Here is a 14,601-nt window from a genome sequence, read left to right as displayed (position 1 = left end):
CAACCCGCGACACAGGGATTTTCACCACACAGCAAAACGCCCCGAACCAGTCGGGGCGTTTGCTTGTTCAGCGGCCAGGCGAAGGGGTGATTAAACGCCCGATGCCTTGGCTGCTGCGACGTCCTTGATGGACAGCTTGATACGGCCGCGGTTGTCCACGTCCAGTACCAGCACTTCCACTTCCTGGCCTTCTTTGAGGATGTCGGTCACTTTCTCGACGCGAGCATCGCTCAGCATGGAGATGTGAACCAGACCGTCCTTGCCCGGCAGGATGTTGACGAACGCGCCGAAGTCGACGATGCGCTCAACCTTGCCGACGTAGATCTTGCCGATCTCGGCTTCTGCGGTGATACCCAGGACGCGCTGGCGTGCTGCTTCTGCCGCTTCCTTGGTTTCGCCGAAGATCTTGATCGAACCGTCGTCTTCGATGTCGATCGAAGCCTTGGTTTCTTCACAGATCGCACGGATGGTCGCGCCGCCTTTACCGATGACATCACGGATTTTGTCGGTGTCGATTTTCATCGCGATCATGGTCGGAGCGTTTTCCGACAGTTCGGTACGGGACTGACCGATGATCTGGTTCATCTGACCGAGGATGTTCAGGCGCGCTTCCAGGGCCTGGCCCAGGGCGATTTCCATGATCTCTTCGGTGATGCCCTTGATCTTGATGTCCATCTGCAGTGCGGTGACGCCTTTGGCGGTACCGGCCACTTTGAAGTCCATGTCGCCCAAGTGGTCTTCGTCACCCAGGATGTCGGTCAGGACGGCGAATTTCTCGCCCTCTTTGACCAGACCCATGGCGATACCGGCAACCGGAGCCTTCATCGGCACACCGGCGTCCATCAGGGCCAGGGAAGCGCCGCAGACCGAAGCCATCGAGCTCGAACCGTTGGACTCGGTGATTTCCGATACCACGCGGATGGTGTACGGGAACACGTCAGCGGCAGGCAGCATGGCCTGGACCGAACGACGGGCCAGACGGCCGTGACCGATTTCGCGGCGACCGGCGCCACCCATGCGACCACACTCGCCCACCGAGAACGGAGGGAAGTTGTAGTGCAGCATGAACGGGTCTTTCTTCTCGCCTTCCAGGGTGTCCAGCAGTTGCGCGTCACGGGCGGTGCCCAGTGTTGCAACGACCAGCGCCTGGGTTTCGCCACGGGTGAACAGTGCCGAACCGTGGGTCTTTGGCAGAACGCCGACTTCGATGTTCAGCGGACGTACGGTACGGGTGTCGCGACCGTCGATACGCGGCTTGCCGTTGACGATGTTTTCGCGAACGGTGCGGTATTCGATTTCACCGAAAGCGGCCTTGACGTCGCTGGCCGATGGCTGGCCTTCTTCGCCGGACAGCTTGGCAACGACCTGGTCTTTCAACTCGCCCAGGCGCGCATAACGGTCGGCCTTGACGGTGATGGTGTAGGCCTGGGAGATCGCTTCGCCGAACTCGGCACGGATCGCGCCCAGCAGCTCGGTGGCTTCGGCTTGCGGAGCCCAGGTCCAGGTTGGCTTGGCGGCTTCGGCGGCCAGTTCCTTGACGGCGTTGATCACCACCTGGAACTCGTCGTGGGCGAACAGCACGGCGCCCAGCATCTGGTCTTCGGTCAGCTCTTTGGCTTCGGATTCAACCATCAGCACGGCTTCGGAAGTACCGGCCACGACCATGTCCAGGCTCGAAGCCTTCAGTTGCTCGTAGGTCGGGTTCAGCAGGTAGCCGGTGCTTTCGTGGAACGCAACGCGGGCAGCACCGATCGGGCCATCGAAAGGAATGCCGGAGATCGCCAGGGCAGCCGAGGTACCGATCATCGCAGCGATGTCCGGATCGGTTTTCTTGCTGGTGGAGACGACGGTGCAGACAACCTGCACTTCGTTCATGAAGCCTTCTGGGAACAGCGGACGGATCGGACGGTCGATCAGTCGGGAAGTCAGGGTTTCTTTCTCGGAAGGACGGCCTTCGCGCTTGAAGAAACCGCCAGGGATCTTACCGGCAGCGTAAGTCTTTTCCTGGTAGTGAACAGACAGAGGGAAGAAGCCCTTGCCTGGATCGGCTTGCTTGGCACCGACAACGGTCACCAATACGCTGACGTCGTCGTCAACGGTGACCAGCACTGCGCCGGAGGCCTGACGGGCGATACGGCCAGTCTCGAGGGTAACGGTCGACTGACCGAACTGGAATTTTTTGATTACCGGGTTCACGGTGTCCTACCTTCTTTGTGGCTCTTGGGGAACTTGTCTTCTTGCGAAATTCTTGGGCAATGGCGGGAATCGGCCCGACGCCTGTCCAGGGTAAACGTGTATCCAGATAAAACTTGAGGCTGGGAGCCTGCCATGCGCCAGCGGGAAACCCACTGACGTACGACAGACCACCAACCTCTAGCGCAATCGCTGATTAGCGACGCAGACCCAGGCGAGCGATCAGAGCGCTGTAACGGCTCACGTCCTTGCCTTTCAGGTAGTCCAGCAGCTTACGACGCTGGTTTACCATGCGGATCAGACCACGACGGGAGTGGTGATCTTTACCGTTGGCCTTGAAGTGACCTTGCAGTTTGTTGATGTTGTGGGTCAGCAGTGCAACTTGCACTTCTGGCGAACCAGTGTCACCAACAGCTTGCTGGTAGTCAGCTACGATTTGAGCTTTTTCTTGAACGTCGAGAGCCATGAGGCAATCCTTTTAGTCAGGAAACTGTTTCAAGGAAACAGCTTCAACAGGCCAGGGACAAATCCCTGTATCTATAAATGAGTAGTGACCGTGCCTGTTAACAGCCACACTCGCCAACCTGCTGTTACACAGGCTGGTTCCGGTCATTCCGACCGAATCAGTCGACGCGGCGCAATACGCCCGTCTTCGCTCACTTCACCGATACCGATGAAGCGACCGTTGTGATCCTGCACCCGGACCATGCCGAACTTCGGCGCATCCGGGGCACGTACCGGCTGGCCGTTGAGCCAGTAGAACGCACTGTGTTCCGAGAACTGCAACAGCGGCCAATCCAGCAACCCGCTGTCCGATGGCATCAGGAAACGGTCGACCGCTTCGTTGCCGCCTTCGGCATGTACCGCTTCAAGCTCTTCCAGCGTGACCGTCTGGGCCAACGTGAAAGGCCCGGCCTGGGTCCGTCGCAATTCTGCCACGTACGCGCCACAGCCGAGCTGTTCACCAATATCCTCCACCAGGGTCCGGATATAGGTGCCCTTGCTGCAATCCACGGCCAGCCGCGCAGTATCACCGTCAAAGGCCAGCAATTCCAAGCGCGCAATAGTAACAGAACGCGGCTCACGCTCCACTACTTCGCCTGCCCGGGCCAGTTTATACAAGGGCTGGCCATCACGCTTCAGAGCCGAGTACATCGGCGGTATCTGACTGATTTGCCCACGAAAAGCTGGCAGCACGGCTTCGATATCAGCCTGACCAACGGTCACCGGGCGCTCGAGCAAAACCTCACCTTCGGCATCCGCCGTGGTGGTGGTCTTGCCCAGTTGCGCCAGGGTTTCATAGCCCTTGTCGGAATCGAGCAGGTACTGGGAAAACTTGGTCGCCTCGCCAAAGCACAGCGGCAGCACGCCGGTGGCCAGCGGATCGAGGCTACCGGTATGCCCGGCCTTTTCGGCATTGAGCAGCCAGCGAACCTTCTGCAACGCCGCGTTGGACGTGAACCCCAGCGGCTTGTCGAGCAGGATGATACCGCTGACGTTACGACGGATACGTTTGACCTGAGCCACCGATTACTCCTTGGTGTCTTCGGGTTCAGCCGCAACCGGATGCTGGCTGTCTTCAGCCACGGCGCGTTCGATCAGGGCCGACAGATGCGCACCACGCACGACGCTTTCGTCGTAGTGGAAGTGCAGCTGTGGGACGCTGCGCAGCTTCATTTCCCGAGCCAGCTGCATACGCAGGAAGCCAGCGGCCGAGTTGAGCACCTTGATGCTCTGGGCGATTTCTTCGGCGCTGTCCTGGCCCATCACGGTGATGAAAATCTTGGCATGACCGACGTCACGACTGACTTCCACTGCGGTAATGGTGACCAGGCCGACGCGCGGGTCTTTGACTTCGCGACGGATCAGTTGGGCCAGCTCACGCTGCATCTGATCGCCGATTCGTTGGGTACGGCTGTATTCTTTTGCCATGTCTTGTTACCTGTTACTGCCCCACGGTGAAACCCGCGAGGTCTGAAAGCGGCAAACGCCCGGCCTGGCAAAAGCCAGACCGGGCGTTGCGTTTAGAGTCCGCCAACGAAGCAGCGCATGTTCATGCGGCTACCCGGTGCAGCTCTTGAAGTGCGCGAGTCAGAGGCTGCGAGCAACCTGGACCTTCTCGAAGACTTCGATCTTGTCGCCGACCTTGACGTCGTTGTAGCTCTTGACGCCAATACCGCATTCCATGCCGGCACGTACTTCGGAAGCGTCATCCTTGAAGCGGCGCAGGGATTCCAGCTCGCCTTCGAAGATCACGATGTCTTCACGCAGTACACGGATCGGACGGTTACGGTGAACAACACCCTCGATCACCATGCAACCGGCGATGGCACCAAACTTCGGCGAACGGAACACATCGCGAACTTCGGCCACACCCAGGATGTTCTCCCGGACGTCGCTGCCCAGCATACCGGTCAACGCTTTCTTGACGTCTTCGATGATGTCGTAGATTACGTTGTAGTAACGCATATCCAGGCCTTCCTGCTCGACGATCTTGCGAGCGCCGGCATCGGCACGCACGTTGAAGCCGAACAGTACAGCGTTGGAGGCCAGTGCCAGGTTGGCGTCGGATTCGGTGATACCACCGACACCGCCACCGACCACACGCACTTGCACTTCGTCGTTACCCAGGCCATTCAAGGCACCGTTCAACGCTTCCAGCGAACCACGGACGTCGGATTTGAGGACGATGTTGAGCGTCTTCTTCTCTTCCTGCCCCATGTTCTCGAAGATGTTTTCCAGCTTGCCAGCGTGAGCACGAGCCAGTTTGACTTCGCGGAACTTGCCTTGACGGAACAGAGCCACTTCACGGGCTTTCTTCTCGTCAGCCACAACGCTCATCTCGTCGCCAGCATCCGGGGTGCCGTCCAGGCCGAGAATCTCGACCGGGATAGCGGGACCTGCTTCCTTGATGGACTTGCCGTTCTCGTCGAGCATGGCACGTACACGGCCGTAGTTCGAACCGACCAGCACCATGTCGCCTTGACGCAGGGTACCGTCTTGAACCAGGACGGTCGCAACCGGGCCACGGCCCTTGTCGAGACGCGATTCAACGACCACACCACGGCCAGGAGCCGAAGGCGTAGCGGTCAGTTCCAGAACCTCGGCTTGCAACAGAACGGCTTCGAGCAGTTCGTCAACGCCGGTACCCATCTTCGCCGAGACCGGAACGAATGGAGTGTCGCCACCCCACTCTTCAGAGGTCACGCCGTGGACCGACAGTTCGCTGCGGATGCGATCGAGATCGGCGCCCGGCTTGTCGATCTTGTTCACCGCAACCACCAGCGGCACGCCAGCTGCCTTGGCATGCTGAACGGCTTCGATGGTTTGCGGCATCACGCCGTCGTCCGCTGCAACCACCAGGATCACGATGTCGGTCGCCTTGGCACCACGAGCACGCATCGCGGTAAACGCGGCGTGACCTGGGGTGTCGAGGAACGTCACCATGCCGCGGTCGGTTTCAACGTGGTAGGCGCCGATGTGCTGGGTAATGCCGCCAGCCTCACCTGCCGCAACCTTCGCACGACGAATATAGTCGAGCAGGGACGTTTTACCGTGGTCAACGTGACCCATGACGGTCACGACCGGAGCACGGGAAACCGCCTCACCTTCAAACTTCAGGGACTCGGCCAGGGAATCTTCCAGGGCGGTGTCGCTGACCAGGGTCACTTTGTGGCCCAGCTCTTCAGCAACCAGTTGGGCAGTTTCCTGGTCCAGTACCTGGTTGATGGTGGCTGGCGTACCCAGCTTGAACATGAACTTGATGATTTCAGCAGCCTTGACCGACATCTGCTGGGCCAGATCGCCCACAGTGATGGTCTCGCCGATCTTCACTTCACGCACGACAGGGCCGGTAGGGCTCTGGAAACCGTGGGCGTTGCGCTTCTTCAGCTTGGCCTTGCCGCGACCGCCGCGACGGAAGCCATCGCTTTCCTCATCGGTGGTACGTGGCGCAACGCGTGGCGCTGGTGCCTTTTCCTTGACCGAAGCACGATGAGGAGCGTTCTTGCGCTCGCCATCGCCACTGCCACGACGGTTGTCGTCGGCACGTGGTTTGTCCGGACGACGCTGTTCGTCGCGCTTGCGAGTATCGGCCGGAGCCGCAGCCGCAGCCGCAGCCACGACTGGAGCGGCTTCGCGCACAGGTTCGGCTACCGGGGCAACAGCCTCGACGGCTTCTACCGGAGCGGCTTGCGCAGCAGCAGGCTGGCGACGCGCTTCTTCTTCGGCGCGACGCTTGGCTTCTTCTTCAGCCTTCTGACGAGCAGCATTTTCTACTGCGCGACGTTCATCCTGTTCGCGTTTGCGCTCGGCTTCGATTTCTTCCGGGCTGCGCTGTACGAAGACTTTCTTCTTGCGTACTTCAACGCTGATGCTTTTGCTACCGGCAACACGCAGGGTGCTGGTGGTTTTACGCTGCAGAGTGATCTTGCGCGGTTCTTCCACTTTCGCCTTGTGACTGCTCTTCAGGTGAGTCAGCAGGGACTGCTTCTCACTGTCGGTCACATGTTCCTCGGCGGCGGTGTGCGGCAGACCTGCCTCACGCATCTGCTGCAACAGGCGCTCTACCGGTGTTTTGACCTCATCGGCCAGTTGTTTCACCGTGACTTGCGTCATGCACTTCTCTCCTCAGGCCGCGCCTAATTACTCGAACCAGTGGGCTCGGGCGGCCATGATCAACTTGCCGGCACGATCATCGTCAATGCCGTCGATGTCGAGCAGATCGTCAATAGACTGCTCGGCCAGGTCTTCGCGGGTAATTACGCCGCGCACCGCCAGTTCCATCGCCAAATCCTTGTCCATGCCCTCAAGCGAGAGCAGGTCTTCGGCCGGATGGGCGTCTGCCAGCTTTTCCTCAGTAGCGATGGCTTTGGTCAACAAACGATCCTTGGCCCGAGCGCGAAGCTCGTTGACGATCTCCTCGTCAAAGCCGTCGATGTTGAGCATTTCCTCCACCGGTACGTAGGCAATCTCTTCCAGGCTGGTAAAGCCTTCATCCACCAGCACCTGCGCCAGCTCTTCATCGACTTCAAGCTCGTCGATGAAGTTGCGCAGGATGTCGCCGGTTTCAGCTTGCTGTTTAGCCTGGATGTCCGATTCGGTCATCACGTTCAGGGTCCAGCCAGTCAACTGGCTGGCCAGACGCACGTTCTGACCACCGCGACCGATGGCCTGAGCCAGATTGTCTGCGCCAACGGCGATGTCCATGGCGTGGGCATCTTCGTCGACGATAATTGCCGCCACTTCAGCGGGCGACATGGCATTGATCACGAACTGCGCCGGGTTGTCGTCCCACAGGACGATGTCCACGCGCTCGCCGCCCAACTCGCCGGATACGGCCTGGACACGCGAACCACGCATGCCGATGCAGGCACCTTGCGGGTCGATGCGCTTGTCCTTGGAGCGGACCGCGATCTTGGCACGCGATCCCGGATCACGGGAGGCGGCCATGACTTCGATCAGGCCTTCAGCAATTTCCGGCACTTCGATGCGGAACAACTCGATCAGCATTTCCGGCGCGGTACGCGACAGGATCAGCTGCGGGCCGCGGTTCTCGGTGCGGATTTCCTTGAGCAGCGCACGCAAACGCACGCCAACCCGGAAAGTTTCGCGAGAGATGATGTCTTCGCGAGCCAGCAACGCTTCGGCGTTGTTGCCCAGGTCGACGATCACATTGTCGCGGGTCACTTTTTTCACGGTGCCGGAGATGATTTCCCCCAGGCGCTCGCGATAAGCGTCGACGACTTGCGCGCGCTCGGCTTCGCGAACTTTCTGCACAATGACCTGCTTGGCAGTCTGTGCAGCGATGCGACCGAACTCGATGGACTCGATTTTTTCTTCTACTACATCACCAACCTTGGCGCCCGGGTGCGTTTCTGCAACCTTGCTCGGCCAGGTTTCGATAGCCGGATCGTCCAGGTCGGCTTCCTCGACTACCGTCCAGCGACGGAAAGTCTCGTAGGCACCGGTGTGGCGATTGATTTCCACACGCAAATCAACTTCGTCTTCAAACCGCTTCTTGGTAGCAGTGGCCAGAGCCAGCTCCAGCGCTTCAAAAATAACGTTAGCCGGTACGCCCTTTTCATTGGATACCGACTCAACAACCAGCAGTACTTCTTTGCTCATCGTACGCCTCGCCTTTCGCAAGCCATTGGATCCGCGGGATCCGCAGTATCTGGCACGTATCAGTCAAAACTGGGAATAATGTTGGCCTTGTCGATCATATCGATCGGCAACAGGAACTCATGGTCATCTACCTGCACCACGACGTCCTGCTCTTCTACACCGCGCAGAAGGCCTTGGAAGTTGCGTCGACCTTCGAAAGGCGAGCGCAGCTTGATCTTCACTTGTTCACCGGCAAACGAAGCGAACTGTTCAAGTGTGAACAGGGGGCGCTCCATGCCAGGCGAGGAAACTTCAAGGGTGTATTCGGAGGTGATTGGATCTTCAACATCCAGTACACCGCTGATCTGACGGCTGACGATGGCGCAATCATCCACCAACACGCCGCCTTCCTTATCGATATAAACGCGCAACAGTGAGTGGCGACCTTGAGCCGAGAACTCAATACCCCAGCATTCATAGCCAAGGGCCACGACCACCGGGGCCAACAAGGCCTGCAACTGTTCTAGCTTGCTCGACACCTGAACCCCCTCGTGCATGTTTGTGCATGCTGTGCAAATAAAAAAAAATGGGCGAATCGCCCATCCCTGAAACGCCGTCGAACAGCGGCGTTATAAAGTGTCCAGCTAACAAAAAGCCCCTTGGAAGGGGCCCCTGAAACTGGTTGCGGGAGCCGGATTTGAACCGACGACCTTCGGGTTATGAGCCCGACGAGCTACCAGACTGCTCCATCCCGCGACAAAGCTGGGGCGGAAGTATACGACCGATCCTTTACAGGGTCAATGTAACCCTTCCACCTACAAGAAAGCCCGCAATCGCGGGCTCTCCTGATAATTGGTACCGAGAAGGGGACTCGAACCCCTACACCCTATGGGCACAACCACCTCAAGGTTGCGTGTCTACCAATTCCACCACCTCGGCAATACAGCGTTTGAAACCTTCTTACTTCTGCTCTTGAGCTGGAGGTACGTCAGTCGCCGGGTTGGCCGACTTTTGCTCTTGAAGCACCGGGACATCATCAGAAGCCGGCTGTTGCTTTGGCGCTTCCAGTACCGCTGGGTTTGGCAAACCTACTTGAGTCAGCTCATGAGCTTTCTCTTTAGCAAAGTAACCTAACCCTAAGCTGGTCATGAAGAAACCGGCGGCAAGTATAGCAGTAAACTTACTAAGAAAGGTAGAGGAACCTTGGCTTCCGAACACAGTATTTGAAGCACCTGCACCGAAAGACGCACCAGCATCCGCACCTTTACCCTGCTGCAGCAATACCAGAGCAACTACGCCCAGTGCACCCAGCAGATGAAAAACGACTACGACTGTTTCCAGCATTTTTTCAGTTTCCCGCGGCGCGACAAATCGCACCGAACTCATCTGCATTCAGGGACGCTCCACCAATGAGCCCCCCATCGATATCCGGCATGCCGAACAGTTCGGCCGCATTGGCCGCCTTCACGCTGCCGCCGTATAGAAGCCGCACACCTCGTGCCACTTCAGAATTCTCTGCCGCCAACTGTGCACGGATGGCTGCGTGCACATCCTGCGCCTGTTGCGGCGAAGCAGTCAGCCCGGTGCCAATGGCCCAGACTGGCTCGTAAGCAATGACTGCCTTTGCAAAAGCACCGACACCCAGATCTTCGATGATGCTGCCCAGCTGACGCCCGACAACCTCAAGGGTCTTGCCGGCTTCACGCTGCTCGAGAGTCTCCCCTACGCACAACACCGGAATCAGACCACAGGCCTGGGCCGCAGCAAACTTGCGGATCAAGGTCTTGTCCTGCTCGCCCATGATCTGGCGACGCTCGGAGTGCCCGACCAGGACCAGGGAGCAACCTGCATCCACCAACTGACTCGGCGCAATCTCGCCGGTCAGCGCACCTTGCATGGATTCCACCGCAGAATTCTGCGCACCGACCGAAATCGATTTGCCTTTCAAGCCATCAACCACTTGGTTGATATACAGGCAAGGCGGGAATACCGCGACATCAACACCGCTAGGCAAGGCCAGATGACGAAGGCCATTGATCAGCTCAGCGACGCTGGCGCGGGTACCGTGCATCTTCCAGTTACCAGCTACCATAGGGCGACGCATGCTGTACCTCGTCGGTCAAAGTGGGCGCAGATGTTACCCAACCGATTCATGACTGGCAAGCCGAATTCAGGCAGAAACTTCAGTAACCAGCTTTGCCAGCTCTTCGGCATAACCGCGAACTTGCGCTTCATCCTCTCCTTCGACCATGACGCGCACCAAAGGCTCTGTGCCAGACTTGCGCAACAACACGCGTCCACGCCCCGCCATCGCCTCTGTCACACGCTCACTGGCCTGCTTGACCTTCGCATGCTCGAGAGGATTTACACCACCGCCGAAACGCACGTTGATCAACACTTGCGGGCATTTGCGCAATGCCTGGCGCGACTGTGCGAGCCCTTCGTTACGCGCCTTGAGTGCCATCAGCACTTGCAGCGCCGCAATGATCGCATCACCCGTGGTGGTATGGTCAAAGCACACGATGTGGCCGGAGTTCTCGCCCCCGACCATCCAGTTGCGTTCCTGCAGCTCCGAGATCACGTAGCGGTCACCCACGTTAGCCCGCACGAACGGGATATCCAGGTCCGCCAGGGCCAGCTCAAGCCCGAGGTTGCTCATCAACGTACCGACCACACCGCCCTGCAGCTTGCCGCGCCCATGCAGGTCACGGGCAATGATGAACAGCAGCTCGTCACCATCGACAACCGTACCGGTGTGATCGACCATCAGGACCCGATCACCGTCGCCATCGAAGGCGATCCCGAGATCGGCATGCTCAGCCAGCACCGCAGCCTGCAATGCCTCGGTATGGGTGGAGCCACAGTTATGGTTGATGTTCAGACCATTAGGCTGGGCGGAAAGCACCACCACCTCGGCGCCCAGCTCGCGAAAGACGCTCGGCGCAACTTTATAGGTTGCCCCGTGGGCGCAATCGACGACGATTTTCAGGCCGGAAAAACTGGTACCGGTCGGCACACTGCCTTTGCAGAACTCGATGTAGCGACCCGACGCATCGTTGATCCGCGACACTTTGCCGATCTTGCTCGACTCAACCACAGTCATCGGCGTGTCCAGCAGCTCTTCGATCATCAGCTCGATATCATCCGGCAGCTTGGTCCCCTGGCCGGAGAAGAACTTGATGCCGTTGTCATCATGAGGGTTGTGCGAGGCACTGATCACGATGCCCGCCTGCGCCTGGAACGTACGCGTCAGGTAGGCAATGGCTGGCGTCGGCATCGGGCCCAGCAGCATCACATCGGCACCCGCTGATGTCAGGCCGGCTTCGAGTGCCGATTCGAACATGTAGCCGGAAATTCGCGTGTCCTTGCCGACCAGCACCTTGCACGCGCCCATTTTGCGGAACGCCATACCGGCCGCCCAGCCGAGCTTGAGCATGAAATCAGGGGTAATAGGGTATTCGCCGACCCGACCACGAATACCGTCGGTGCCAAAATATTTCTTGCTCATAAGTGCTCCGTCATTCTTATTCGGCTGAATCCACAGCTGCGATCATCCGCACGACATCCATCGTTTCGGCTACATCGTGCACGCGCAATATGCGCGCACCTTTGGCAAGGGCCAAGGCCGCAAGGGCGAGACCGCCATACAGGCGCTCACCTACCGGGCGGCCCAAGGCATTACCTATCATGCTCTTTCGCGAGACCCCAACCAACAGGGGCCGCCCCAGGGCATGCAAGGCTTCCATATGCTTGAACAGGCTCAGGTTGTGAGCCAGGGTCTTGGCAAAGCCGAACCCGGGGTCAAGAATGATCCGCTCGGCGGGGATGCCCGCGGCGGCGCACTGGTCCAGACGCTCCACCAGGAATTCACCTACCTCCCTGGTCACATCATCATAGTGCGGGTCATTCTGCATGGTCCCCGGCTCGCCGAGCATATGCATCAGGCACACCGGCAACCCGGTGGCCGCCGCCGCATCCAAGGCACCATCGCGCCGCAAGGACCGAACGTCATTGATCAGGCCCGCCCCCAGCCGCGCAGTCTCACGCATGACCGCAGGCGTGGACGTATCGACAGAGATAATGACATCAAGTTCGCGATGGATGCGCTCGACAATCGGCGCCACTCGCTCCAGCTCTTCAGTAGGCGAGACCGCACGTGCGCCCGGCCGGGTCGATTCACCACCCACATCGATCAGCGTTGCGCCCGCAGCCACCATGGCCTCGGCATGCCGCAGCGCAGCATCGAGCTGGCTGAATCGACCACCATCGGAAAAGGAATCAGGCGTGACATTGAGAATGCCCATGACATGCGCACAGGCCAAATCAAGAACCCGGTTGCCGCAAGGCAACCGGGTCGAGGACAGAACAGAAGTCATTTCAAGCCTTAGACATCAGCGGCCGGGCCGCCAATCGGTGTTTCCGGACGCTCACCCTGTACAGCCGGAGGTGTACCGGAGGTGCCAGTACCACCCGACCAGTCACGAGGCTCGCGAGGTACACGACCCGCCATGATGTCGTCGATCTGCTCGGCATCGATGGTTTCGTACTTCATCAGGGCATCGGCCATGGCATCGAGCTTGTCACGGTTGTCCGTGAGAATCTGCCGGGCTGTGCCGTAGCACTGGTCGATGATGCTGCGCACTTCGGAATCGATCAGCTTGGCCGTTTCGCCAGAGAAGCTTGCATGCTGGCCACCGCCACCACGACCGAGGAATACCTCCCCCTCTTCTTCGGCATACATCAGCGGCCCCAACTTCTCGGACAGGCCCCACTTGGTGACCATATTCCGGGCGATCTGACTGGCCCGCATGATGTCGTTGGACGCCCCAGTGGTCACACCGTCGAAGCCCAGCGTCATCTCTTCGGCGATACGGCCGCCGTACAACGAACAGATCTGGCTGATCAATGCACGCTTGGACAGGCTGTAGCGATCCTCTTCCGGCAGGAACATGGTCACGCCCAGGGCACGACCGCGTGGAATGATCGAGACCTTGTAGACCGGATCATGCTCAGGCACGACACGACCGACGATCGCGTGACCCGCCTCGTGATATGCAGTGTTCTGCTTTTCTTTCTCCGACATGACCATGGATTTGCGCTCTGCGCCCATCATGATCTTGTCCTTGGCCAGCTCGAATTCCTTCATTTCCACGACACGCTTGCCGGTGCGAGCAGCGAACAGCGACGCTTCGTTGACCAGGTTCGCAAGGTCGGCACCGGAAAAGCCTGGCGTACCACGCGCGATGACTGCCGGGGCGACGTCGTCACCCATTGGCACCTTGCGCATATGAACCTTGAGGATCTGCTCGCGACCACGAATGTCCGGCAGCCCCACCACGACCTGGCGGTCGAAACGACCTGGACGCAACAGCGCGGGGTCGAGTACGTCAGGACGGTTGGTGGCGGCAATCACGATGATGCCGTCGTTCATTTCGAAACCGTCCATCTCGACCAGCAACTGGTTGAGGGTCTGTTCACGCTCATCGTGACCGCCACCCATGCCGGCACCACGGTGGCGACCGACGGCGTCGATTTCGTCGATGAAGATGATGCATGGCGCGTGTTTCTTGGCCTGCTCGAACATGTCGCGAACACGACTGGCGCCCACGCCGACGAACATCTCGACGAAGTCGGAACCGGAAATCGTAAAGAACGGCACCTTGGCTTCACCGGCAATCGCCTTGGCCAGCAAGGTTTTACCAGTACCTGGCGGGCCCACCATCAGTACGCCACGCGGGATACGGCCGCCCAGGCGTTGGAACTTGCCCGGATCACGCAGGAACTCAACCAGCTCGCCGACCTCTTCCTTGGCTTCGTCGCAACCCGCGACGTCGGCCAGGGTGGTTTTCACCTGGTCTTCGGAAAGCAGCCGGGCCTTGCTCTTGCCAAAGCTCATCGGCCCGCCCTTGCCTCCACCGCCGCCCTGCATCTGGCGCATGAAGAACATGAACACGGCGATGATCACCAGGATCGGGAAGCTGGCGACCAGGAGCTGGGTCCAGATGCTTTGCTGCTCAGGCTGCTTGCCTTCGACCACGACATGGTTGTCCACCAGGTCGCCAATCAGGCCATTGTCCTGGATTGCCGGACGAATGGTCTTGAAGCTGTCGCCATCGGTGCGCTTACCGGTAATCACATAGCCATCAACGGCTACGCGCTCGACCTTGCCATCCTTGACCTGCTGGATGAAGTCGGAATAGTTGAGGGTCTGCGGCTCGTTAGGGCTGGAGAAGTTGTTCATCACGGTCACAAGGACAGCGGCGATGATCAACCACAGGATCAGATTCTTTGCCATATCGTTCA

General features: G+C 59.1%; 12 protein-coding genes and 2 tRNA genes. All 14 read right to left on the bottom strand.

What is annotated here, in order from left to right; translation table 11 throughout:
* Positions 1-90 precede the first annotated feature (90 nt).
* Entirely contained in the window at positions 91-2,196 is a 2,106-nt protein-coding gene (gene pnp / locus KGA89_RS01555) for a polyribonucleotide nucleotidyltransferase (protein ID WP_003197725.1), read from the bottom strand.
* 193 nt (positions 2,197-2,389) lie between these two features.
* Complete coding sequence (gene rpsO, locus KGA89_RS01550) at positions 2,390-2,659, bottom strand: 30S ribosomal protein S15 (RefSeq protein WP_003197723.1); 270 nt, start codon at positions 2,657-2,659, stop codon at positions 2,390-2,392.
* 143 nt (positions 2,660-2,802) lie between these two features.
* Positions 2,803-3,720 carry a tRNA pseudouridine(55) synthase TruB gene (gene truB, locus KGA89_RS01545; RefSeq protein WP_223470335.1) on the bottom strand — a complete coding sequence of 306 codons (918 nt, stop codon included), beginning with the start codon at positions 3,718-3,720 and terminating at the stop codon, positions 2,803-2,805.
* Between the two features lie 3 nt (positions 3,721-3,723).
* A complete protein-coding gene (gene rbfA / locus KGA89_RS01540; RefSeq protein WP_003177871.1) occupies positions 3,724-4,125 on the bottom strand; it encodes a 30S ribosome-binding factor RbfA in 402 nt (133 codons plus the stop codon).
* 159 nt (positions 4,126-4,284) lie between these two features.
* A complete protein-coding gene (gene infB, locus KGA89_RS01535; protein WP_223470334.1) occupies positions 4,285-6,810 on the bottom strand; it encodes a translation initiation factor IF-2 in 2,526 nt (841 codons plus the stop codon).
* A 27-nt stretch (positions 6,811-6,837) separates the two neighbouring features.
* Positions 6,838-8,319, bottom strand: a complete 1,482-nt coding sequence (gene nusA, locus KGA89_RS01530) for a transcription termination factor NusA (protein ID WP_003197716.1) — start codon at positions 8,317-8,319, stop codon at positions 6,838-6,840.
* Between the two features lie 59 nt (positions 8,320-8,378).
* Complete coding sequence (rimP, locus tag KGA89_RS01525) at positions 8,379-8,837, bottom strand: ribosome maturation factor RimP (protein ID WP_013692254.1); 459 nt, start codon at positions 8,835-8,837, stop codon at positions 8,379-8,381.
* Positions 8,838-8,977: 140 nt separating this feature from the next.
* Positions 8,978-9,054: transfer RNA gene (locus tag KGA89_RS01520), tRNA-Met, on the bottom strand.
* A 97-nt stretch (positions 9,055-9,151) separates the two neighbouring features.
* Positions 9,152-9,237: transfer RNA gene (locus KGA89_RS01515), tRNA-Leu, on the bottom strand.
* A 21-nt stretch (positions 9,238-9,258) separates the two neighbouring features.
* On the bottom strand, positions 9,259-9,642 hold the full coding sequence (gene secG, locus KGA89_RS01510) for a preprotein translocase subunit SecG (RefSeq protein ID WP_003197714.1): 384 nt from the start codon (positions 9,640-9,642) through the stop codon (positions 9,259-9,261).
* Positions 9,643-9,646: 4 nt separating this feature from the next.
* The gene (gene tpiA, locus KGA89_RS01505; RefSeq protein ID WP_223470332.1) at positions 9,647-10,402 is read right to left on the bottom strand and encodes a triose-phosphate isomerase; all 756 of its coding nucleotides are present in this window, start codon (positions 10,400-10,402) and stop codon (positions 9,647-9,649) included.
* A gap of 66 nt (positions 10,403-10,468) precedes the next feature.
* On the bottom strand, positions 10,469-11,806 hold the full coding sequence (glmM, locus tag KGA89_RS01500; RefSeq protein ID WP_223470330.1) for a phosphoglucosamine mutase: 1,338 nt from the start codon (positions 11,804-11,806) through the stop codon (positions 10,469-10,471).
* A 16-nt stretch (positions 11,807-11,822) separates the two neighbouring features.
* Positions 11,823-12,674, bottom strand: coding sequence for a dihydropteroate synthase (folP, locus tag KGA89_RS01495; RefSeq protein ID WP_223470328.1), 852 nt, complete (start codon positions 12,672-12,674; stop codon positions 11,823-11,825).
* 8 nt (positions 12,675-12,682) lie between these two features.
* Entirely contained in the window at positions 12,683-14,593 is a 1,911-nt protein-coding gene (gene ftsH, locus KGA89_RS01490) for an ATP-dependent zinc metalloprotease FtsH (protein WP_013692252.1), read from the bottom strand.
* Between the last annotated feature and the right edge of the window lie 8 nt (positions 14,594-14,601).

Origin of the sequence: Pseudomonas sp. A-RE-22 (assembly GCF_019956035.1) — a bacterium.
Lineage (GTDB): Bacteria > Pseudomonadota > Gammaproteobacteria > Pseudomonadales > Pseudomonadaceae > Aquipseudomonas > Aquipseudomonas brassicacearum.
Note: the sequence above shows the minus strand (reverse complement) of the source record. Positions and strands in the feature narration are given on the sequence as shown.

What these genes read in the sequence shown, in the direction of transcription:
- rbfA (WP_003177871.1), bottom strand. Translation starts at nt 4,125, where the DNA reads ATGGCAAAAGAATACAGCCGTACCCAACGAATCGGCGATCAGATGCAG.
- nusA (WP_003197716.1), bottom strand. Translation starts at nt 8,319, where the DNA reads ATGAGCAAAGAAGTACTGCTGGTTGTTGAGTCGGTATCCAATGAAAAG.
- glmM (WP_223470330.1), bottom strand. Translation starts at nt 11,806, where the DNA reads ATGAGCAAGAAATATTTTGGCACCGACGGTATTCGTGGTCGGGTCGGC.
- tpiA (WP_223470332.1), bottom strand. Translation starts at nt 10,402, where the DNA reads ATGCGTCGCCCTATGGTAGCTGGTAACTGGAAGATGCACGGTACCCGC.
- ftsH (WP_013692252.1), bottom strand. Translation starts at nt 14,593, where the DNA reads ATGGCAAAGAATCTGATCCTGTGGTTGATCATCGCCGCTGTCCTTGTG.
- rpsO (WP_003197723.1), bottom strand. Translation starts at nt 2,659, where the DNA reads ATGGCTCTCGACGTTCAAGAAAAAGCTCAAATCGTAGCTGACTACCAG.
- secG (WP_003197714.1), bottom strand. Translation starts at nt 9,642, where the DNA reads ATGCTGGAAACAGTCGTAGTCGTTTTTCATCTGCTGGGTGCACTGGGC.
- infB (WP_223470334.1), bottom strand. Translation starts at nt 6,810, where the DNA reads ATGACGCAAGTCACGGTGAAACAACTGGCCGATGAGGTCAAAACACCG.
- folP (WP_223470328.1), bottom strand. Translation starts at nt 12,674, where the DNA reads ATGACTTCTGTTCTGTCCTCGACCCGGTTGCCTTGCGGCAACCGGGTT.